We start from the raw sequence: 23,628 nt of genomic DNA, 5'->3' as shown, positions 1-23,628 counted from the left end.
AAAATAGTAAAATATCCTTCACTCCGGCCCCCTTTTCAAAATAAAACAGGATATTAAATCTCGTTTTTCAATGCCTCTCGTATTTTAGCGTAAGCCTCTTTCTTGTAATGCCGCACGGTATTATACTCCATGCCAATTTGTTCAGCGATTTCCTTCGTGTCATATCCTTGTAAGGCTAATTCTAAAATACAACGCTCTTTTCGCGGTAAGCGACCGATCAGTTCGTACATATAATCATGAGTATCCACGACAACAAACTCGGTCATCAGCTCGGGGGATAAATCCATGTATACCGGACGAGAATTACGAATAAAATTCAGACACAAATTTTTTACCGTGGAATAAAGATAGGAACGCTGTTCCGATTCATTTCGTTCTTCCACGATTTTGTTATAACCGTTCACGAAAGCCTGATGTACTATATCCTCTGCCTCATCAGGACAATAGCGAGCAGCATAAACACGCAATTCATGCCTCAACTTGCAATATAGTCGAGCAATAATCTTCTCTTTCTCTTCCGTCATAAATGCCGATCCCTACGAAATCCCCCGTTTTCTCACATAATTTCAAAACAGGATTAAACCTTCGTTTAATAATCCTCAAAATAGTAATAATAGCACACAATTACCAAAATTGATGTATTTTTTATTCTTCCTCAAAATCAAAAACATACATCAAGGATTTTTCTTTAGAGTAACGCCCTGACGAAACAGAAATCAATATTATTAAACGAACCATTAATGCTTCTTTTATCAATGACACCTTGACATACATTGATTACGTACTTCCAGTTCATTTCAACCAAGAAGATTTTCGCTTTTAAACTTTTCACCATATATTTGTGTGGATAAAATTCCTGACATGAGCGACTCTATTAACGGTATAGATACATTTAAAGAACTGTACACGGATTATTTTCAAGCCGTGTGGGGATTCTGCAATACCTATCTAAAAGACAGGGAACAAGCCATGGACGCCACGCAGGAGACATTTTTCAAATTGTACGAACGCTTGGATGATTCCTACACCAAGCGAAACGCGGTTGCCTTCATTTATATCACGGCAAAAAACATCTGTATGGATATCTTGAGACGGAACAAATTTAAAACAGAAGATGCCGAACAGTTAAAGGATGAGTTACCCTCTGAAGATTCATTTTTAGAAGAAATTGCCACTCAGGAAATGATCCGGTGTGTACACTCCGCCATCAACCAACTCTCCGGACGTAGCCTCGAAATCGCCACCCTCGCATTAGAAGGCAAATCAAACCCGGAAATCGCGGACGTGCTGGGAATCTCTCTTAACTCCGTGAAATCTCTCAAAAAAGAAATGTACACCAAATTACGAAAGATTATCGGACACGAATATATTATCCTTTTTTTCGCCAAGCACTTACTACACGTGGATAAATAAATTCTGCAAACCCGTCATTTCCATATATTTTTTATAACTTTTGTCCTATCTCAAATCCAATTAATCAGGTTTTCAGAAAGCATTTCTACCCATAAAAATAATAAAAGAGTAATATCACAGGTATTATAATAGAATTACTATCTTCATATTTATTTTTTATTTTCAATCTGATTTCTATAATAATTAGTGTTGAATAGGAGATGAATGGGAGTTGAATAGGAGTTGGTACGATAAATATACATTAAATATAAGAAAAAATTATCTTATATAGGCATTAATATCTATATAACAGGGTTGAAAAAGTTTACCTGCTCCCGGTAAACTTTTTCCCAAAGAATATACCTGCATTTTTATCTTCTTTTCCTATCACGGAAAAGGAAAGCCCCGAACGGCAAACAGATTCCAGCAATAACGATCTGGTAAGCCCCGTATAAAACACGAGTGTCGTTAGCCAGCACGTTACCGGCAACCGACATACTCCCTCCTTCCTTGTCCAGACCGAGCGTGATCATCTGCCACAAAACCACGAAAGCGGCAAGCAACGAAAAAAATGATCCGAGGTATAGTAACCCCATGGACATATCCTGCTTTGCCTCTTTCCGCAAGCCAAAAAGAAAAACAAGGGCAAACATGATAAACGTAAACCAACCAACGGTTTGATACCCCATGATCATTCCCAAGCCACCGATTTCATACCAAGGTAGAAACGTCGCAATCATACCAATGATGGCGATCAAAAAAACGACAAATTTTTGCTTACTCATAATATCCGATATTTTTATTATCAATATAAATTTCACTCTTTCTAAATAGGGTTTACGTAACGAATAATGATGAAGTTATCAATACTTTATTTAAAACAAGTATAAACTCGTTTTTTTTGAAAATATTTACCGCTTTTACTTGAAAATCGCAAGAACAATGAGTAGTTTCGCGCATAAATATTGGAACGAGAGAAATATTCAAAGAAAGTGCGCTATAAATAAGCTAAATGATTAAAATATAATATCTAACTTTAATGTTTTTTTGTTATGAAACCAACACATATTGAACACATCGGCATCGCAGTTGCCAGTTTAGATGAAGCAATCCCATACTATGAAAAAGTATTAGGTTTAGAATGCTATGCTATTGAAGAAGTAAAAGATCAAAAAGTAAAAACAGCTTTCTTTAAAGTAGGACAAACTAAAATCGAATTACTGGAATCAACTGACCCGGAAGGCCCTATCGGTAAATTCGTTGAGAAAAACGGGGGTGGTATGCACCACATCGCTTTCGCTGTTGAAGATGTTCAAGCCGCATTGAATGATGCACAAGCTGCAGGTTGCCAGTTAATCGACAAAGCTCCGCGCGGAGGTGCAGAGGGATTGAGAATCGGATTCCTTCACCCGAAATCAACGTTCAGAGTATTAACTGAACTTTGCGGAACGAAATAATTTCTTTTAAATAATCAGCTCATATAAATTTTGATAATATGACAAATCAAGATAAAGTCAAAGAGTTAATCGAATTACGCGCGCAGGCAAAGCTTGGCGGAGGGGAAAAGCGTATAGAATCCCAACACAAAAAAGGGAAATATACCGCTCGCGAAAGAATCGCCATGTTGCTGGACGAAAATAGTTTCGAAGAGTTTGATATGTTTATAACACACCGTTGTTATAACTTTGGGATGGAAAAGACCAAATTCTTGGGTGATGGTGTGGTAACCGGACAAGGAACAATTGACGGACGTCTCGTATTTGTTTTTGCTCAAGACTTCACTGTTTTCGGAGGAGCGCTTTCCGAAATGTTAGCTCAAAAGATTTGCAAGGTGATGGACAAAGCCATGACCGTGGGAGCTCCCATTATCGGATTGAATGATTCGGGTGGTGCTCGTATTCAAGAAGGGGTTAACTCCTTAGCCGGATACGCGGAAATTTTCGAACGGAATATTCTCGCTTCAGGAGTTATCCCACAGATCTCCGCTATTTTCGGCCCTTGCGCCGGAGGTGCCGTGTACTCTCCTGCCTTGACGGACTTCATCCTGATGACTGACCAATCATCATACATGTTTGTAACCGGTCCGAAAGTAGTGAAAACCGTAACGGGAGAAGATATCACAACCGAAGAATTAGGAGGTGCAGAAGTTCACTCCACGAAATCCGGTGTTTCTCATTTCTTGGCAGAAAACGAGGAAGAGGGTATCTCTATCATTCGCGATTTGCTTTCTTATTTACCTTCCAACAACTTGGAAGAGGCCCCGATTGCCATATGCAATGACCCGATTGACCGTCTGGAAGATCGGTTAAACGAAATAATTCCTGATAATCCGAATTTACCGTATAACATGATGGATGTCATTGAAGCTATCGTGGATAACGGAAAATTCTTGGAAGTTCACAAACGTTATGCCCGTAACATCATTGTCGGATTCTGCCGTATGGGCGGACGTTCTGTCGGCGTTATCGCTAACCAACCGAACTTCTATGCCGGAGTTCTTGACATTGAAGCATCTCGTAAAGCTGCACGTTTCGTTCGTTTCTGCGACTGTTTCAACATTCCGGTATTGACCTTGGTTGACGTACCGGGATTCTTGCCGGGACGTGTACAGGAGTATGGTGGAATCATCACTCACGGAGCAAAATTAATGTTTGCTTACGGAGAAGCGACTGTGCCTAAAGTAACCGTTACTTTACGGAAATCTTACGGAGGTGCTCACGACGTGATGTCATGTAAACAATTGCGTGGAGACTTCAATTACGCTTGGCCCACGGCACAAATCGCCGTTATGGGAGCTAAGGGAGCCATCGAGGTGTTGTATGGTAAAGAATTGGCAGCACTCTCTGATCCCGAGGAAAAAGCTAAATTTATTGCCACGAAAGAGGAAGAATACAACTCGGCCTTCGCGAACCCGTACAAAGCCGCTTCATATGGATACATTGATGATGTTATCGAACCGCGTAACACGCGTTTCCGCATTATCCGTGCTTTCCAGTCTTTACAGACCAAGCGCGTTGTTAACCCGATGAAGAAACACTCAAATATACCGTTGTAATTCATATGATTACATTAGCAATTAACTGGGGTTACGCACTCCTCGTTACAGGCGTGGGGATGGTAACAGTATTTCTGCTATTGATTCTTTTGATCTGGATTATTAACTTACAGACCAAGTTGACGAATCAAGTAGAAGATCATGCGAAAACAGTTCAAGACACGGAAAAAGCAGTAGTGACAACGGATACCCATCCGACACCTCACGAACAAGCTGCCATCGCTATGGCTATGCATTTATATTTCAACTCTCATGACGAGGAACCTCACGTGATCACGATCGAAGAAGTTGAAAAACGTTATTCTCCGTGGAGTTCTAAAATTTACGGTATGAGAAACCTTAATAAGTAAAATAAACAGATTATGAATAAATTCAAAATCACCATAGACGAAAACAATTTCGATGTAACTGTGAATGTAACGGATCATGACAAAGCTACAGTTGAGGTGAACGGTATATCTTATGAAGTATCATACGAAAGCAAAAATACGGTTGCTACCACAGCTCCTCGTAAACCTGCTGCCATACCGACTTCAACTACCTACAAGAGTTCCGCTCAAAGTACATCTGCAACAAGTAACAAGACTACCTACATTAAAGCACCGCTTCCCGGAACGATTTCCGCTATTAGCGTGAAAGTTGGCAGTCAAGTAAAACGCGGAGATTGTCTATTAGTCATGGAAGCCATGAAAATGGAAAACAATATCGTGGCAAGTGTTGACGGTCAAGTGAAAGCAATACATGTAACAGCTGGTCAAAGTGTTTCTCAGGATGATCCGCTTGTTGATTTGGTTTAATTTACCGTAAAACAATTGAAAATGAGACAAGTGGAAAAATACCTGTTAAAAATAGCCTTATTACTCGGTATATTTATCATGCCTTTTGCCGCTAGTGCAGAAGAAATTGATATGGGCGAAAAAGTGTCTAAATTCTTAAATGACACGGGATTTGCCCAACTTTTCGCCGGGAATTGGCTATGCTTAGTCATGATAGTTGTGGCATGCGTGCTATTTTATTTGGCTATCGTGAAGAAATTCGAGCCGTTATTATTGTTGCCAATAGCTTTCGGTATGTTATTGACGAACTTACCCGGAGCCGGATTATTCCATCCAGAACTTTTTGATGGAGGACACGTACATTGGGCAAACTTCACTAATTCCAATAACGTTGGTTTGCTAGATTACCTGTACTTAGGGGTAAAATTAGGAATCTATCCTTGTATAATCTTTGTTGGTGTCGGAGCCATGACGGATTTCGGTCCATTATTGGCAAATCCTAAAAGTTTTCTTTTGGGAGCTGCAGCTCAACTCGGAATCTTCGCAACGTTCCTAGGAGCTCTCGCATTAGGCTTTACCTATGCTGAAGCTGGATCTATCGGAATTATCGGAGGGGCAGATGGTCCGACAGCTATTTACCTAACCTCAAAATTAGCACCGAGCTTACTTGGTCCGATCGCGGTAGCCGCCTATTCATACATGGCTTTGGTTCCTGTGATACAGCCACCTATCATGAAAGCGTTAACAACCCAGAAAGAACGGGAGATTGTGATGAAACAATTGCGTAAAGTATCTAAAAAAGAGAAAATCGTATTCCCGATCGTTGTAACCATATTTGTATCATTATTATTACCTTCTGCAGCTCCTCTAATCGGATGCTTGATGTTAGGTAACTTAATGCGTGAATGTGGTGTAGTTGAACGTTTGAGTAAAACAGTTCAAAATGAACTAATGAATATCTGTACGATATTCTTAGGTATCTCGGTCGGAGCCACGACTACGGCTGCTGCATTCTTGAATTTTCAAACATTAGCTATCCTGGTGATCGGAGTTCTAGCTTTCGGTATCGGTAGTGCCGGTGGTGTATTACTGGCAAAATTTATGAACTTGTTCACCAAGAACAAGATCAACCCGTTGATCGGTTCTGCCGGAGTTTCTGCAGTTCCGATGGCAGCCCGCGTATCACAGAATGTGGGACAAGAAGCTAACCCAGGAAACTTCCTGTTGATGCACGCCATGGGTCCGAACGTGGCCGGAGTTATCGGTTCTGCCGTTGCAGCCGGTATATTATTGTCATTCTTAGGATAACCTAATATTTCAGACTACCTCAAATTTACTTTGAGGTAGTCTTTTTATATTCTGTTCATTATACATTATTTTCTTTTAACCACAAACTAATTTATTCTATTCATGGGACTTAGAGGTTTCGGTAGTGACAATTTTTCCGGAGTATTACCGGAAGTATTTAAAGCACTGGAAGAATCAGCCTTCGGACATCAACATTCTTACGGGGAAGACAAATACACGGAAAAAGCCATCGAAGATTTCAAACAAATCTTCGGAGACGATGTTGACGTGTATTTCGTTTATAATGGAACGGGAGCCAATATATTGAGTCTCTCGGCTTTCACTCATTCATATAACGCGATCATTTGTGCGGAAACAGCTCATATTAACGTGGACGAGTGCGGGGCTATCGAGAAACAAACCGGCAGTAAGCTGTTGACCGTTCCCACATTTGACGGAAAACTCACCCTGGGATTGATACACAATCATATGCATGGATTTGATGATCAACACCACGCCCAACCGAAAATCATCTCGCTAACTCAGTGTACGGAACTCGGAACAGTCTACACGCATGATGAATTAAAAGAAATTTGTGACTTCGCCCATGCCCACGATATGTATGTTCACATGGACGGAGCCCGTCTGGCAAATGCCGTTGCATACCTGGGATGTACCCCGGCCAGCATCACGAAAGAAGTGGGAATCGACGTTTTAAGCTTCGGGGGAACCAAAAACGGCATGATGTTCGGGGAAGCTGTTGTCTTCTTTAACACCACGATGTCGAAAGAGGTTAAATATATCCGGAAACAGTTGATGCAGCTACATTCCAAATCGCGCTTTATCGCCGCCCAGTTCTCGGCTGTTCTAAAAGATAATTTATGGTTGAAATCAGCCGCACACGCAAATGCCATGGCACAAAAGCTCGCTAACGCGGCAGAGCAGATTCCTTCCGTGAGCATCACGCAGAAGGTTGAGGCAAACGAGATTTTCGCTATCATCCCGCGAGAAAAGATTACCAAACTTCAGGATGAATGTTTCTTTTACGTATGGGATGAAGATGCGGCCGAAGTAAGATGGGTTTGCTCGTTTGACACCACGGAAAATGATGTCATCGAATTCGCAAACCTATTGCGTCAAGAATTATGCTAGAAGATGGATAGAGAAATTATTACTACAGAAGACGGAAGTACCACCCTGTATATACCGGAACTGAACGAGCATTATCATTCCATTCACGGAGCCATACAGGAATCTACTCATATATTTATAAAAGCAGGCATTGAATACTACGGGCAGAAGAATATCCGGATTTTGGAGGCCGGGTTCGGAACAGGTCTAAATGCTTTTCTAACGTTGCTTGAGGCGAGGGATAATGAACGCAAGGTGGTGTTTCACACATTCGAGAAATACCCGCTGACACCTCAGGAGGTGGAACAGATTAATTATTCCGACCTCTTCACCCCGGAAGATGCTCTCCTGTTTCAACAATTACATAATGCGCCTTGGGAAGAGGATGTTGTCATCACCCCTTATTTCACGCTCCACAAGCATCGGGCAGATTTCGAAGAAGTTAATTTTCACGAATATTTCGATATGGTCTTTTTCGATGCTTTCGCCCCCGACGTACAACCTCGCCTATGGACGGAATCTATGCTTACCAAGTTTTACAAAGCGCTTAAACCGGAAGGAATTCTCACGACCTACTGCGTAAAAGGAACCGTGAAACAAGCTCTTCGTAATATCGGTTTTAACTTGAAACGCCTTCCCGGTCCCCCGGGGAAACGGGAGATGTTGAGAGCAGTGAAATGATTTCACGATTTAGCGATTTCATGATTTCCGATCAGATGTTTCTAAAATCACAGAATCATTGAATCGACAATCACAGAATATTTTAAATTTTGCCCCGTGTTTTCCAAAGACTTAAAACAATTACTTGACGAGAAGTATTTAGAATACAATAAATCGGAATTCTTTATAGAAACCGATCCGATTCAGATACCGAAGTGTTTCGAAGAAAAAGAGGACATCGAAATTGCCGGATTTCTGGCAGCATCATTAGCATGGGGACAGCGGCCCACGATTATCAAGAAATGCAAGGAGTTGATGCAATTAATGGATTATGCACCCTATGATTTCGTGATGCAGGCGGAAGACCAAGACTACGAACGTTTCTGCAATTTCAAGCACCGCACGTTTAATAGCTACGATTGTGTTTACTTTTTGAAATCGCTAGCGAATATTTATCGCCATCACGGGGGATTGGAAACCGTTTTCACACGGGCCTACCAAAAGCATCAAGATATGTTTGAAGTTCTAAAAGAGTGGTATTCTGTTTTCACCTCTTTACCTGCCGAGACAAGAGTACTGCGACATATCGCTAACGTGGAGAAAGGTTCAGCAGCGAAGAGGGTAAATATGTTTCTGCGCTGGATGGTAAGACACGACGGAGAGGTGGATTTCGGCCTGTGGAAAGATATTCCCACTTCTGCCCTATTGATTCCGCTTGACTTGCACACGGGTAACGTGAGTCGGCAACTAGGCCTGCTTACCCGTAACCAGAATGACCGGAAAGCCGTGGAAGAACTTACTGCACGTCTCCGGGAAATGGATCCTGTCGATCCGATTCGCTATGATTTTTCACTTTTCGGGTTGGGGGCTTTTGAGAAATACAACCGTTCTAATCTTTAAAACGTTTCAGGTTCGCTGAAGTAAATCTCCATTCCGGAGTCAAAATACAGCCCTCTCCCTTGAGGGTGTACCACGGGGATTTATCACGCTCTTTCGGGTTCTCCAGCACTTGAATATCTTGAGCCGGCATATAGCTTTGGGCCAGCAAATACAACTTTTCTCCTGTTGCGGGATTCTCTGCCATATCGACCACGATGACCGCGTGCCCGGGTGAACCGCCTTGAATAAGCACGTCCCCGATCTGCATGGAAGTCACCGGTACGGACGTTAATTCCTTCGCCAAAGATAAAGTCCCGGCATAAGCGAACACCACGTCCAGATAGGCTCTAAAAGTTTTATAAGAGTAGTCTTTTTCTTTGGATTTGTACCAGGAAACTTGATTTCCTTTCACGCTGATCCGGTAACCTTCTGCCCATTTCGTGTAATCGGCACGGAAACCGTTCGTGAAGTTAAAGTGGATCCGGTCATACGCTTTATGCTTATACAGATATTCCGCCCGCAAACGAATCACGGCATCGGCACATTGTTGCAAATCCCGCTTACCGATCTCCATATCCACCACGGCACAATACACGCTCCGGTTCCATTTCTCCCGGCCATCGAAATAATGCACTTTAGTCCCGTGAGAACGCAAAGGAAGGTTCCTCAGGTATTCACCAAAAGAACCTTCCTTCACGTTTACCCTCGCGTATCCCTCGGGGGGAACAATCCGGGTATGGATTTCTTTTCCATCCGCCCGGAGCAAAGTGTTCTGCCCTATCCCTTGCAGACAACAAAACAGGACGATGCAGAGGGTAATGCAATTTTTCATATTAATCCAGTAACATTCCAGCCGCAACTTCTTCAGCCACTTTCTTGGAAGTTAATTGCTCCAAAATAGCCAGACCGAATTTGAAAGCATACGCCGGACCTCTACCCGTGATCACGTTACCATCAACCACCACGCCATGAGGTTGCATTTCGGCACCCGGTAAATATTCTTCAAATCCCGGATAGCAAGTCATTGTATATCTTTTGTTCATTTTTATCTTACTCAACACCAAAGCCGGAGCTGCACAAATAGCCGCCACGTAACCACCTTTGTCAAAGTGTTTCTGAATCATTTGCACCAATGCCGTACAATCTCCCAGATTCTTGGCTCCCGGCATTCCGCCCGGACAAATCAAGAATTCCACCTCTTCTTCTTTCACGTCACTCAACAAAAGATCGGCCACCACAGGAACTCCATGCGCGCCTGTAACCTCTTTCTTATCGGAAATAGAAACCGTTTTCACTTCGATCGTTCCCCGACGTAAAACATCTACAACCCCGAGAGCTTCTACCTCCTCAAAACCATCCGCTAAAAATAAAAATGACTTTCTCATAATTCTTGTAGTTTTAAATGATTCTCCAAAATTACGAAAAATATAACAGGTTTCAAATCCTAAATGACAAACTACTCCTTCACACGCACCAGTTTCACGGCATCAGCAATGATCAGTTGCTTCTTAACTGGTAATTTATCATCCGGCACGCCATGAACTTGCACTAAACCGGCACTTTTATCCTCTGCATCAGCCTTGATCTCCCCACCCCTGTCATCCAGAATCACTTGAGCCTGCCCGACCGGAAAATCGAATTTTCCCAAGGAAACCCACCCGACCGGAATAATATCCGCTTCCACGATCACCTCTTTTTCCATCAAGCTATTACATACCTTGTAATGCAGCAAAGAACCCGTGAAAACGGAACTAATCGGGGGATAAGTAAGTGATGAAACCTGATGATAAAAAAAGACTTCATATTTCCCGGCTTCCTTTATATCTGCCGTCCAGATAGCCTTTCCCGCCCCGGTTCCGGAAACTTTACCAAAAGCACTCCGCACGGGGATTCCATAGCTTTCTGCCGTGAACATTTCTGTCCATTCCTTCTTCTCCAATGACGCCTTAAAAGTCGATTTACGCTCCTTTGTCAAGAACGGTAATCTTTTCCGCTCCCCGGAATCAATCAACTGGAATTGTTCACTCCGGTTATCAACAATGATCTCGCCGGAATTTTCGAAGAAACGACGATCAATATCCCAAATGCCCTCCATGCCTTCCCTTATTTTGGAAATTCCTTCTTTTACTAAAGGAATATTATAATCACCGGGAAAATTAGCCGCCAAATTCGTCCCGATGTAACCATGATCCCCGTTCATGATAAATTTTACCTCCTTGCATACCCCGGCCGGAATCATGTAATATTTCTCTCTCAGGGGCATATTAAAATCCACGGCAATGCCTCCTTCTCGTTTCGACATAAATTCATCCACCGTTTCATCATCAGCAAGAATTGATATAACCCCATCCATATCCGACATATTCCATACTTTAAAACCGACTTGATATTTCGGGAAGCCATCCGTAATAATTTGCTGCACCTGAATATCTCTTATATCAAAAGACGGGAGTCCCTCCCGTTGGTATAATTTATCCATAAACGGAAGTAAATCAACCCCTAGATCAGTCTGAAAATTCCGAGCGATCTGTTCTAAAGTAATTTCTTCAAATTGAGTGCCGGAAGAGAGCTGTTCCGAGAATTGGTACAACTTTTCGGGGGCAACAGAAGTAGATAAATAAGCTGCCAATGCTCCTGCTTCCAACTCGAAAATTCTTGCCTGTACTTTATCCGGTAACGAATCGTTAGAAAGAATTTCCTTCAAGCTGGCTTGCTTTAAACAATCAATAGCTAACATATCATCCGGTCTGAGACCGGTATTTCCTATTGTATATTTCTTTTTAGAAATAAACATTTTGCTAAGTAGCATATTGGCTGCCGGATAAGTACCTGAAGACAAGAATCCCGTGAAATCGTAATACATAGGCAAAATGTCATGTAACTTTTGTTGAAGCAACGTGACGTTAGATTGCAATCCCATACGTTCAACACTATAAATCCCTTCCGGATCATCCAAATTCTCCTGTCTTTCCTTTGCAAATTTTTTCGCAACAGTCATCGGAACGTAGGAAGGAATACTTGCTGCCCGTTCTCCCAAAAAAACAAATTCAGGCTGGACAAATTCGCTACCCGTTTTCCATTTCCGTAAAAAAGAAACAAACGAGAGAGGACTTTCTACCAACATCAATTTTTGAAACGGGTAGCCCCGCCCGATTCTTGCCTCCAAACGTCCTTTGAGCATGGCCAATACCTTGCTCAATTTCTCTCCCTGAATTTCAGTATACCCCTCGAAAAACAATTCATGGTCGGGGAAATAATAAAATTCCACATGAAGATTACCGATCTCGATTTCTTTCTTATGGTAGTTCCCGATACAAAGCGTTATCCCGGGTAATTTCTGCCGATTCTTGAAAAATACTTCACCTGTTCCGTATTCCGGCTCGCCTTGCGATAGAACCTGTTGTCCATCCCGTGTTTTTACCCGCAGAGTATATTCCGAAAAATTTATTTCACGAGCGTATGGTGATACCATATTGATCGGGGGGACAGCTACCGGGTACCAAAGAATTTCCGGGTGTAACAAGGTATAGTTTTCTCCCAGATAAGCAAAACGAGTTCCGAAATTGAATAATCCACGTCGCTTTCCGGGATCATACCTTCCTACATTATGCCGCTCTTCAAAAGGCACATCCAAGTAGCATATCGCCTCATCAATTTTACCTTTATAGGAGAGATGCAAAGAAATGGTATCACCCGGCAAAAGCTGGCGTTCAAGCACGACAACCTGCTGATCCCGGTGATAACCCATATCGTTACCTGCCTCCTTTAGAGAATAAATCTCTAACGAAGGATTCAGGTACAACACGATCTCCGAGAGCCTTTCCTGATTCCGATTCTGTAAGGTCATCCTGCTATCCAACCACATCTCTCCATCCTTCCACTCGTAGGAGATTTCATGGTTGGTAACCCGTGCTTTAGGTCGGGATTGATATTCGACATAAGCTTGCCTATACTCTTCTGAACGGCACTCCCTCTGCCGAATTGCATCCCAATATAAAAACAAACAGATCACGCTGCACAATACAACCACTCCCCCACTTCCCCATTGCAATCCTTGATGTTCTTTATGGTCCCGCAGACGTTTCATGTTAGCAACCCAGAATAAAACTCCGGCAACACCCAACCCGGTATAAGTCAAGCGATGCAGCAAATACCCCTTCAAATCAGGGTGTCCTACCACGTCCGAAAACATATTCGGCAAATTCCTGCCCCAAAAGTCAAACGCTCCAAACTGCCACTCATCCAAATAGAAATATACACCCAATCCCAAAAGTCCCAGAACTAAAACAGATAGCGGACGATTTTTGACCATTGCCGATATACTCAACGCACAGCCCAATACAAAAATTAAAGTCGGGATGGACAAAGTAAACAGATAGAAAACATAAATCCACACGTTAAAAGGGGCTCCTACAACCCAAAAGTTTATATACATACATACCAACAGCACGCATATATTCACGAAAAGGAACATCCTGAATATTCCTAGAAAACGACCGATGCAGTATTCACTGTTCCGAAACGGTCGGCACAGGAATACTTCCATCGCGTCTTTTTTCCTTTCCCGGTACACGACCTCCATGCACACAAACAAAGCAATCAGGACTTGTACCAGGTTATAGTAATACATACTAAAAAAAGGAAAAGAGGAAGGAAGAGCCACTTTATACCAAAACACATTTACTCTTCCTTGCTTTATCATCTGCCATAACGAAATACCGACAAGGGCAATCACTACAAATCCCAGAAAAACAATATCTCGTCTTAACAATTTAGACTCATAGCGAGCCACGATATTCACGTTACGCATATTCATTTTATCTACCCCTCCTACGGTGCCAGATTAATATTCCACAACCAATTAATAACAGGGGTAATATCCCCACGAACATCACTTTCACCCACTTCATAGATGACAATTCCAGTGAAATCGAGGTATCGGCAGAATCGGGACGACGGGTATTCACCGGGAATTCCCCATCCGTCAACCAACGGAAGGACTCCGTGATCAACGAGAAGTTGGACGCTTTGATACCCTTCCGGTACATCATCAGTTCGGAGTTACTGATACAATCCGCATCTCCCAACACGATAATCCGTTGTTCCCGGTCGCCCATCTTCCGGCTCAAAGCCAAGGCAATCGGGTAAACACCTTCTTTTTCCCCGACAACAGGGTTGAGTTCTACCGGCTCATTCAATAAATCCCGGGTTTCTATCTCGTTCCAACATCCCGTGTCACGCGTGGTCAAAACAGGACGCACCATAAAACCTTTATCCATTGTATAGTTTAACGCCGTGGCTCCGGGCATCGTGATCACCCGTTTTTTCTTCTGCAAATCGGCATAGTTAAGGGACATCTCCGCGGCATCTTTTGTCAATTCACCCCGAATCAGATCCGGATCGAAATCCCGACTAGGTTGTACCAGAACACCGGGCATAAACTGCACCCCGAAACGTTCCACCAAAGGATTCATTACTTCCTGACGCCCCGGTTCTCCCGCAATCAACAAATTTCCTCCACGGGCCACGTAGCGATCAATCTTTTCCAACTCGCTTTCGGTCAACGGTTGTTTCACATCAGCAATCACCAGAATACGAATATCTTCCGGAATCTCCTCCCCCTCGGTCATGCGATAGGCAATCACATCAAAACCATTATTTACTAAAGCATAACGAAAAGTCGGATTCTTGGCAAAAGCATAATAATCCCGATCTCCCACGTTGTTCATATCCCGCTCGCCATGTCCCGTAAGACAAGCCACCTTGGGTACCTCCATGATCAGGCGTTTCAGAGCCGCGGAAACCTCTGCCTCCATCGGATGTACAAACATATCATTATACAACCGCAGGAAAGTGGCAGAACCGTCGGGTAACACCAACTGCCGCACGAAACGATAACCTTCCGGAGCAAGGTCAATCTGGGCCTCGATCTCTTCGGGAGATAAAAACATTTTCAGATTCAATTTCATCTGATCAACATATTTTTCGGCCACCTCCCGGTCGCTCACGTCTGCATACCGTTCTCGTATGTAGGAAGACGCTTTTTTATAATAATACACATACTTCAGCTCGATATTCGATTTGAAACGGATGTATGGTTTGAAGTTTTCCATGTCACTCTTCAGGGAACGGGGCATCCCGTAAGAATAGTTATCTCCCAAAAGATTCACGTAAGTGACAATTGTCAAATCGTCTTTCATCCTTTCCAGTATACTTTGACTTTCTTTAGTCAATGTTTGCGTCTTACTCGCTGTCGCATCATAATACCATAAAAACGTGGGACGAGAAGTCATATACCCCAATGCCACGGTAACTGCAATCACAACAAGATAACGTCCTACCGTCATCACTTGACTCCGTTTTGCCCGGTGAGCCTCGATCTTCATGATTCCCAACGTCAGGAAAAAGAGAATGACCACGACAAAATACAGGAAGTCCTCACTACATATCAACCCGTCAATGAACACGGTTGCCCGCCCCTTGATTGACAACCAATACGTGATTTCACGCACGAAAGCTATATCCTGCCCCACACTACCGATGAAATTCAGCACGATTAACACGGCCAACGTTCCCACGGCCGCCACAACCTGATAAGAGGTCAGGCTGGACATATAAAGCCCGATTGCCGCGTAAGCACACATTAACAAATACAATCCGAGTAAACCCGATAAGGCCGCGGAAAGATCAAATGATTCCACCGTGCAACAAGCAAAAAGAACCAGAACCAGCAACACGCCCATCAATATCAACCCGTAAACCATCATCGAAAGGAATTTTCCCCAAATGATCTGTCCCGCTGTCACGGGGGACGAGTACAGGAGTTTAATCGAACCGCTACCAAATTCCCGGCTCATCAATCCCATCGTCAACAAGGGAACATATAGATACAAATATTGTTGTATCACCGTAAATGTTCCCGACATTCCTGTTAACAGAGCCGTCGTGATACTATATTCTATCGGTTCCCCCATAAATTGTTGTCGCAAAACACTCCGGAACAAGTCGGTAAAAGTCATTCCCGACTGAACGGCAAATATCACTAAAATAAACCAAGCCACGGGAGAACAAAAGAGAGCGCGCAACTCATTTCCCGCTATTTTCAATATCTTTCTCATTCGTTTACAATTACGTTATCTCCGTCTTCTTTTAAACCACACGCCAAAATACCCCAACGCGAACAAGATGGGTAATCCCCACGTGAAAGCAAATTTCGCATAAGGTACCGTGTCCTTACTCAATTCCAACACCGTATCCACGGGCGGTATATTCGACAAAACGATCGGGAATTCCCCGTAGCTCAACCACCGGAACATACCCGTGATTAAAGAGAAATTACTCGTTTTCATCCCAACTCTAGACATCAATAACTCGGCATTACTGATACAATCAACATCACCTAACACGAATATCCGCTGTTCCCGGTCTCCCACGTTACGAGTCAAGGCAAGCATCGTCGGGTAGGACTGTTCTTGCTCCCCGATTTCCGGATTTAATACAGCTTTTTCGTCCGTAAAATTTACGGTGGTTAACTCGTTCCAACTTCCCTCGTCTTTTGTCTTTAGCAACGGATACACGTTGAAACCATGTCCGTTTTTGTAACTTAACGCGGCTGCTCCCGGCATCGTAACCCCATATTTTTGTTGCCATAGTCCCCGCAAAGGAGTCACGACATTCACACCCTCCTCAACAAAAGAGCAAACCAGCAAATTATCATCGTAAGCTTTCGTCGGTTGTACTAAAGTTCCCGGCAGGAAACTCACGCCCAGAGAAGCCGTAAGAGGATTCATCAAATCCGATTTTCCCGGTTCCCCACCAATAACAATATTCCCGCCTTTCGCTATGTATTCTTCGAGCCGAGCCAACTCATCTGTTGACAAAGGACGCTGTAAATCTGCAACAACCAACACGTCAATATCCATGGGTATCGGCCGATCTCCCATCAAGGTAATACTATCCACGTCAAACCCTTGATTAATCAAAGAATGACGGAAGGTCGGGTCTATGGCAAACGTGTAGTAGTCCCGGTCTCCTGCCCGTTGAATATCACGTTCCCCGTGCCCGGTCAGAAAAACGACCTTGGGGGCTTTCGTCACCAAACGTTTCATGGCCGTGGAGATTTCTCCTTCCCTCGGATAAATGTAACTATCATCGAAAATCCGCAAAAAGGTCTTTTCCCCGCTTTCCCGTTCCAACAAACGCACGAAACGATATTTTTCACCCGAAAGATCAACCTGTTGAGCCACCTGTTCCGGGCTTAGGAACATCTCTATATCCAAATCTTCCATGACCGCCATTTTCCACGCTCGTTGTTGCGTGTTCAAATCGGGGAAACGATCTTCCAAAACCTCGTTTCCCGCGTCGGCATAGTAATACACGTAGTTCATCTGAATTTTCGGTTTGAAACGAATAAACTTTTTAAATCGATTTGCATCACTATTCCTCTCCGAAGGAGCCCCCCGGTAAAAATTACCTTCCAAAAGATTCACGTATGTCGTGATTGTCAGTCCTCCCTCCATTTTTTCCATAATCTCCTGACTGACCGGATTCAGACTATTCAGTTTAATGGACGAGGCATCGTAAGAACATTGCAATCCCGGCCGGGAGGTCACGTACCCCAACAGCATCGCCAACACGATCACCCCGGTATAACGGGTAAAAGCCATACTTTTTGATAACTTGCGTTTTCCCGACAAGATGACCATAATCGAAAGCGTCAGGAAAAGACCGATCACAATGAGGAAATAAAACACATCCTCACTGCTGATCAAACCGTTGATTAATTCGTCGGAACGTCCGGAAATTGACAGCCAATACGTGATGTCCCGAATAAAAGGAACTTCCTGTCCCATTCTTCCCACGTAATTCAGGAAAGCCAAAGCCCCTAACGTGGCAACAGCCGCTACCACTTGATAGGAAGTCAGACAAGACATGAATAATCCTATCGCTGCATAAGAACAGATCACCAGATAAATTCCCAGCAACCCCGATAAGGCCAACGACATATCAAAAGAAGGCACGTTCCATGCCGTGAACCCAACAAACAAAAAGAGAATACCCACCAGAATAAGGCTGTATATCATCATGGAAAGAAATTTCCCGAAGATAATCTGTATGCTGGACACCGGTGAAGAATATAATAATTTGATAGAACCGCTACTATATTCCCGGCTCATCAATCCCATGGTCAATAAAGGAATATACAGGTAAAGATGCACCAACATATTCGGGAACAATCCCATATTTCCCGTGTACATCTCTTTTGCTATACTATACCATAAAGGCTTGTTAAATTGCTGCATCAACATAATGTCCACTAAACGGAAATAGGTCATGCACGCCTGAACAGTAAAGATAATAAGGACTAACCACGCAATAGGGGAATAGAACAGAGTGCATAACTCTGTCAACGCTATCTTGAATATTTTTCTCATACTACACGAACTTATGATTCACGTTTACTTTTTCCCGACAAGCGAGCGAACACTTCATCCAGAGAACTCCGTTCCACGGAAACCTCGCTTAACTCCCATCCCCGGCTGACACTCTCGTGTACCATACGAGCTGTCACGTCATCATCCGTATCAAACCATACCCTGAAACTTTTCGAATTTATTGCCTCCACCCGACTAACTCCCGGCACGTGTTCCAACTCGGTCATTCTCGGCGGATTCTTCAGTACCACCACGAACGAATTCGGTTGGATATAATTGTTAAACTCATCCATCGTCCCCGCGAATACCAATTGCCCTTCCTCGATCATCTTGATGTGGTCACAGGTGGCCTGCACCTCCGACAAGATATGCGTGGAAAGTAGCACGGAACGATCCGTAGCAATCTCCTTGATCAATTCCCGAATTTCCAGGATCTGATTCGGATCAAGTCCATTCGTCGGTTCATCCAATACCACGAACTTCGGATTGTGTATGATTGCCTGCGCAATACCCACTCGTTGCTGGTAACCTCCCGATAAATGTTTCAGCAACCGTTTTCGGAAATGCGTGATCCCGCATTTCTCCATCGCGTAGTCCACCGAAGAACGAATCTTTTTAGGAGCGACCGAACGCAAATCCGCACAATAGGCTAAATACTCTTCCACGGTCAAATCCGTGTACAACGGGGGTTTCTGTGGTAGAAAACCAATATTCATTTTAGCCGCAATCGGGTCCTCCCGAAAATTAATCCCGTTAATATACACTTCCCCTTCTGTCTGGTTCAACACACCACACATGATATTCATCGTTGTCGATTTACCCGCTCCGTTCGATCCCAACAATCCCAATATTCCCTTCTCGTAAATCTCGAAATTAATATCCCGTATCGCCCATTGCACACTATAACGGTGAGACAAATGTTCCACCTTTACAACCGGATTCTCCATGTTATTCATTTTAAAAAATTAACTATTATGGCAGGTAAGGCTTTCGTCACACCTTACCCGCCTGTATTATTATAAACTATCTTCCTTGAGCTGTTATATCTGAAATCTTCCCGAAACCGTCATATTTCACCTGCTTTTCCTCATCCAAATTTCCCGTTCCCGGATCTTTTTGCGGAATCAGGTAAACATATCCTTCCGAATCCGATGCCTGCGTTGCCATCATCACGGCTTTCGTGTTCAACGGTAAGGTCAGCAAACTTTCCGTGTCACTGTCAAAGTCTTCCGAATTGACATTATATCTTCCCTGCGTGTAGAATTTCAGAATAGTGATATTCTCCCCCGCGGCCGCCGTGTATTTCAACGAGGAAGCAAGCGAACCGTCTATATTCAGACGAACTGCGTGAATCTCCCTAGCCGTTGCCACGTACATGATCGGGTCCACCGTACTGAAACAAATTGACACAGAACGATCCAGTAAATCCTTGATGGCTGCCGGAACCGAATACAAGTAACTCGGTGTCGGGTTAACCAACGTATAATCCTGATTCTTCGTGAAGAACGTATAGATTGAATACTCTCCCGACACTTTGTCCTTCAACACCATCACCAAAGAAGAGCTATTCATGAACCCTCCGGCCACGGCTTCTTTACCCGCCACAGCAGAAGGATCGAATGGGAAATTGTCGTCATTCTCAGAAGAGGAATACAACGAACATTTGTTCTGCGAGAAAGCCCCGTTAAAACGCCCGAAACGTCCTACCTGTGAATCATACCAGATTGACGATCCACTGGAATGAGTCCCATCGCCCGTGGCCGCGGCAACCACTCGATTATCCACGTAATTGGACTGCAAACCGCCCAAGTCGGAAACCACTTCCGGTTTGATGAATATCGCATCATTCTGACGAAGATGCTGGTACACCTGATTATTCATCACGAGAATCGTCGTTTGAGGTGCCAAATAGAAATGTCCGGAAGTATATGTCTCGGTCACAAAAGGAATAATTTTACCCGTTTCCAAGAAGGAATAGTCCCGGCAATCAGCCCGGAACAATCCATTCCTTCCTGCCATCCACAGGATATTCTGATAGGTACTCCATGTCGCTCCCGACACGGTATAAGCTACCTGATCAATCCAATCCTCCAAAGGTTCTCCCTTGGAGGTGAAAATATCATCATATTGTATTTTCTCCGTTCCCGCAAATCCCTTGGTAATGTCTTTATCCATGATTAACGACAAATCGGAAGTCACGCCATCACGAGAATGAGCCACGATAATGCCTTCCCCGAACTGGCTCTCCACGACCAGTGAAAAGACGGAATAATACTTAAGCGAGGACGCCTTGTCCGTCACTTCCAATGTCAGCGTGTAACCACTGGCTAGAATCGGCATGGCAGCAATTGTGTCAAGCACCCGCTCGTTCGACAACACTTCTCTTAGTTCCGCTGACGAACTTAACTCGATTTCCCATTTATATTCCAGGTCCGGATGATCCGGGATTCCGTTTTTTTTCACGGGAATATCAATATGCAACTTGCCCAAATACGCCACGTATTGCGTTTCCGACACACCATTCAAGTCTAATTCCACGTTAGGAATTTCTTTCGTATCATAGGTACTCTTGTCGTCATAACACGACATGAGGCCGCATCCCAACACGAACAACAACAGGTAATATATAGTTTTCATCTTCATCATCTTTAATCCGTTTTATCAAAACTTTCGAGCTTTCACAGGCTGGTTAATGGCAACACCTCCATCATGCAGTAACGGGGAGCCATGCTCCTGCTCGTAATCGTCCAGATATTTCTGTAACAACTCGTAATAAGCATTCGTGATTGCCGTATTATAGAACATATACCCATCCGGATCCATCCGGTTATACTGGGGCCACTGGTCCGCTTGCCACGGCCATCCTAAAGCTGCCAGTATCGCCTTATGCGCATTCCGGCTATAATGAGTGTAGGTTGCTAAATTCATACTTTGTCCCGCATTGATCAAGAAATTGTAAGTCCTGGCATAAAACGTTCCACTGGGAAGCATCGGTAACTGGTTGTCCCACGAAAACCGAACACGTGTATATTCCGGCGGTCCGGCTACGAAATATTCCGAGGCCCCCAGCATGATTTCCATCATACACGTCGTGTCTTCCAATTGAGCCAGTTTCGACAATTCCAACGTGAGATACCCGTAACGTTCCCCGGCAGGAATAACGGCATTCAACACCTTATACGATCCATCCAACAGCCGACTACTATCCCGCACAATCGTGTATCCTACCGTTCGGTCATAATCTCGTACATCTCCAACCAATTTTAACGGGATATTCACCACCATCGTCTCTTCTTCCGGATCACTCCAAAACGAATAAGTCTGATCAAAAGTCTTCGTTAAGGAGTTATATCCCGGATAAGTCCTCACGTCCACGCTATTCCATGGAACGGTTACCGTGGCCTGGGTCTCGTCAAATGTATCTATTCCCACTTTCGAGCAACCGCCGCATAGCAAACCGCTCAAAAGAAAACATATCGCATACAGAAAATTAAATCTGTTCATATCCTTTCATTTATAGCATTATTAATCATTATTGAACACGTCCCATTTCCCGTTCAATAGCGGGATAAGGCCACAAATATTTCTCGTCACTCATCCCAACCGTCGAGTTGGGAATATCCGCTGTCCCGATACGCTTGAAATAGAAGAAAGACACGCCCTCACACAGAAATTCCCGGCGATACTCATTCATCAGGCATGTTAATAATTCATCCCGTGTATAACCGCTAATATCAATATAATTCGAACGCTTCTCCCGTAATGTCTTCAAATAGGACACGGCCTCGGTCAAATCAATATTCGCTCCCCGTAAATAGCTCTCGGCCACGATCAGGTACATTTCCGGGAGACGGATCAAAGGCATTCGGTTCAATTTCAAATATCCCGATGAACGATCCTGCGCCAATTTCAACGGTGTGTAACTCCCGTTGGAATTCCTGAAGAATAACTTCTCCATGCGATAATCTGCATTCTCCCCGGTTCCGGTTTCATAATAAATATTCCCCAGACCACCTTCGCTCAACTTAATAGCGTTATACTCCGTTCCTTCCAGGAAATTATAAAGGAAATAATCAGACAAACGATCCGTAAATGCCGGAATATTTAAAGAAGTAATATGTTCCGTGGAATGAATCGGGTCCGTACTCACTACATCCGTCGTGATCCACTGGTAAAGTCCCAGTCGCTCTCCTTCACGTATCACGTCCAATGCCTCCTGACGAGCCAACGCTATGGATGCATTACTCCCTTCCCACATATACATCCTAGCCAGCAAAGCTTTCACGGCAAAATAATTCAACCGGAAAGTACGGTCATTAAAGAATCCGTCATCATTTAACGCATCATAATAATCCTCGGGATGTTTCCCCGTGATCGGTTCATCATCCAATAATTCCAATGCATCCGTCAAATCCTTAATCACCAGTTCAATAGTTTTATCGTATGTCTGCTGAAGAGTCATCTCTTTATCATAATCCGTCACGTACGGAATCGTCAGTCTTGTCGATTTATCTGTCCGGTTAGCTAAGTTTCCGTATCCGTATAAACGCATCAAGTCAAAATGTAACATACCGCGGATAGCCAGTAATTCCCCTTTGATCATCCGGTAAGAAACGGGATCCAGTACCCCCTGACGTTTATCTATAAATTTCAATGCATTATTGGCATTGGCAATTACATTATACGCTTTCTGCCAGACACTACCAAGTACAGCTAATGCCCGCTCAGTTGTATACTGGTACGTTCCCATAGCATACACTTGGGCTTGCGTATGAATAGTGTACTGTCCACTCTGCATTTCTACCGAATACCACGTGAGTTGTTTCCCGTATAAATCAACATCTGCCATACCGATATAGCAACCGATCAAAGCCTGCCGGAAACCGAACTCATTATCGAATTGATCTTCTTCCGGCACTTGCGAGGGAGGTGTCGTGTCCAGCCAACTATCACAAGCTACCATCGTGCATAACATCGCACACAACACGATATTTATTATTATTGTTTTCATATA

Annotated in this window: 20 protein-coding genes; 9 read left to right on the top strand and 11 right to left on the bottom strand. The window is 43.6% G+C overall.

What is annotated here, in order from left to right:
- Positions 1–53: 53 nt before the first annotated feature.
- Positions 54–524, bottom strand: a complete 471-nt coding sequence (locus F1644_RS20700) for an RNA polymerase sigma factor (protein WP_027202992.1) — start codon at positions 522–524, stop codon at positions 54–56.
- 337 nt (positions 525–861) lie between these two features.
- Between F1644_RS20700 and F1644_RS20695 the strand changes: the two genes are divergently transcribed.
- Positions 862–1,413 (top strand): RNA polymerase sigma factor, encoded by a 552-nt coding sequence (locus F1644_RS20695; RefSeq protein WP_027202993.1) that lies wholly within the window; start codon positions 862–864, stop codon positions 1,411–1,413.
- Between the two features lie 350 nt (positions 1,414–1,763).
- On the opposite strand, the gene F1644_RS20690 is transcribed toward F1644_RS20695, so the two are convergent.
- Complete coding sequence (locus F1644_RS20690; RefSeq protein ID WP_027202994.1) at positions 1,764–2,177, bottom strand: hypothetical protein; 414 nt, start codon at positions 2,175–2,177, stop codon at positions 1,764–1,766.
- A 267-nt stretch (positions 2,178–2,444) separates the two neighbouring features.
- Here F1644_RS20690 and mce point away from each other — a divergent pair, with 267 nt between their 5' ends.
- The 8 genes from mce (at position 2,445) to F1644_RS20650 (ending at position 9,201) form a co-directional block, all read left to right on the top strand.
- Entirely contained in the window at positions 2,445–2,849 is a 405-nt protein-coding gene (mce, locus tag F1644_RS20685; RefSeq protein WP_087422294.1) for a methylmalonyl-CoA epimerase, read from the top strand.
- 38 nt (positions 2,850–2,887) lie between these two features.
- Positions 2,888–4,447 (top strand): acyl-CoA carboxylase subunit beta, encoded by a 1,560-nt coding sequence (locus tag F1644_RS20680; protein ID WP_118304065.1) that lies wholly within the window; start codon positions 2,888–2,890, stop codon positions 4,445–4,447.
- Positions 4,448–4,452: 5 nt separating this feature from the next.
- Positions 4,453–4,797, top strand: coding sequence for an OadG family transporter subunit (locus tag F1644_RS20675; protein WP_087422296.1), 345 nt, complete (start codon positions 4,453–4,455; stop codon positions 4,795–4,797).
- Positions 4,798–4,809: 12 nt separating this feature from the next.
- The gene (locus tag F1644_RS20670) at positions 4,810–5,244 is read left to right on the top strand and encodes an acyl-CoA carboxylase biotin carboxyl carrier protein subunit (protein WP_087422297.1); all 435 of its coding nucleotides are present in this window, start codon (positions 4,810–4,812) and stop codon (positions 5,242–5,244) included.
- 21 nt (positions 5,245–5,265) lie between these two features.
- Entirely contained in the window at positions 5,266–6,531 is a 1,266-nt protein-coding gene (locus tag F1644_RS20665; protein ID WP_118304067.1) for a sodium ion-translocating decarboxylase subunit beta, read from the top strand.
- A gap of 102 nt (positions 6,532–6,633) precedes the next feature.
- Positions 6,634–7,662: a threonine aldolase family protein gene (locus tag F1644_RS20660; RefSeq protein ID WP_087422299.1), complete on the top strand. Its 1,029-nt coding sequence runs from the start codon at positions 6,634–6,636 to the stop codon at positions 7,660–7,662.
- A gap of 3 nt (positions 7,663–7,665) precedes the next feature.
- On the top strand, positions 7,666–8,322 hold the full coding sequence (gene mnmD / locus F1644_RS20655) for a tRNA (5-methylaminomethyl-2-thiouridine)(34)-methyltransferase MnmD (protein ID WP_118304069.1): 657 nt from the start codon (positions 7,666–7,668) through the stop codon (positions 8,320–8,322).
- A 96-nt stretch (positions 8,323–8,418) separates the two neighbouring features.
- On the top strand, positions 8,419–9,201 hold the full coding sequence (locus F1644_RS20650; RefSeq protein WP_118304071.1) for a TIGR02757 family protein: 783 nt from the start codon (positions 8,419–8,421) through the stop codon (positions 9,199–9,201).
- Here F1644_RS20650 and F1644_RS20645 read toward each other — a convergent pair.
- From F1644_RS20645 to F1644_RS20605, 9 genes are all read right to left on the bottom strand, one after another.
- The gene (locus F1644_RS20645) at positions 9,191–10,012 is read right to left on the bottom strand and encodes a DUF4846 domain-containing protein (RefSeq protein WP_118304073.1); all 822 of its coding nucleotides are present in this window, start codon (positions 10,010–10,012) and stop codon (positions 9,191–9,193) included. The genes F1644_RS20650 and F1644_RS20645 overlap by 11 nt on opposite strands.
- Position 10,013: 1 nt before the next feature.
- On the bottom strand, positions 10,014–10,565 hold the full coding sequence (locus tag F1644_RS20640; RefSeq protein ID WP_118304075.1) for a DJ-1 family glyoxalase III: 552 nt from the start codon (positions 10,563–10,565) through the stop codon (positions 10,014–10,016).
- A 71-nt stretch (positions 10,566–10,636) separates the two neighbouring features.
- Positions 10,637–13,990 (bottom strand): ABC transporter permease/M1 family aminopeptidase, encoded by a 3,354-nt coding sequence (locus F1644_RS20635; protein WP_118594390.1) that lies wholly within the window; start codon positions 13,988–13,990, stop codon positions 10,637–10,639.
- A gap of 7 nt (positions 13,991–13,997) precedes the next feature.
- A complete protein-coding gene (locus F1644_RS20630; protein ID WP_118304079.1) occupies positions 13,998–16,298 on the bottom strand; it encodes a Gldg family protein in 2,301 nt (766 codons plus the stop codon).
- 15 nt (positions 16,299–16,313) lie between these two features.
- Complete coding sequence (locus F1644_RS20625; protein WP_118304081.1) at positions 16,314–18,614, bottom strand: Gldg family protein; 2,301 nt, start codon at positions 18,612–18,614, stop codon at positions 16,314–16,316.
- A gap of 11 nt (positions 18,615–18,625) precedes the next feature.
- A complete protein-coding gene (locus F1644_RS20620; RefSeq protein ID WP_027203008.1) occupies positions 18,626–19,561 on the bottom strand; it encodes an ABC transporter ATP-binding protein in 936 nt (311 codons plus the stop codon).
- Positions 19,562–19,637: 76 nt separating this feature from the next.
- Positions 19,638–21,260 carry a PKD-like family lipoprotein gene (locus F1644_RS20615; protein ID WP_118594391.1) on the bottom strand — a complete coding sequence of 541 codons (1,623 nt, stop codon included), beginning with the start codon at positions 21,258–21,260 and terminating at the stop codon, positions 19,638–19,640.
- Positions 21,261–21,275: 15 nt separating this feature from the next.
- The gene (locus F1644_RS20610) at positions 21,276–22,118 is read right to left on the bottom strand and encodes a DUF4843 domain-containing protein (RefSeq protein WP_118304085.1); all 843 of its coding nucleotides are present in this window, start codon (positions 22,116–22,118) and stop codon (positions 21,276–21,278) included.
- Between the two features lie 28 nt (positions 22,119–22,146).
- Positions 22,147–23,625, bottom strand: coding sequence for a RagB/SusD family nutrient uptake outer membrane protein (locus F1644_RS20605; RefSeq protein WP_118304087.1), 1,479 nt, complete (start codon positions 23,623–23,625; stop codon positions 22,147–22,149).
- Positions 23,626–23,628: the final 3 nt, after the last annotated feature.

The sequence above is a fragment of the Butyricimonas paravirosa genome, from assembly GCF_032878955.1.
GTDB lineage: Bacteria > Bacteroidota > Bacteroidia > Bacteroidales > Marinifilaceae > Butyricimonas > Butyricimonas paravirosa.
This window is presented reverse-complemented; position numbering and strand designations above follow the sequence as displayed.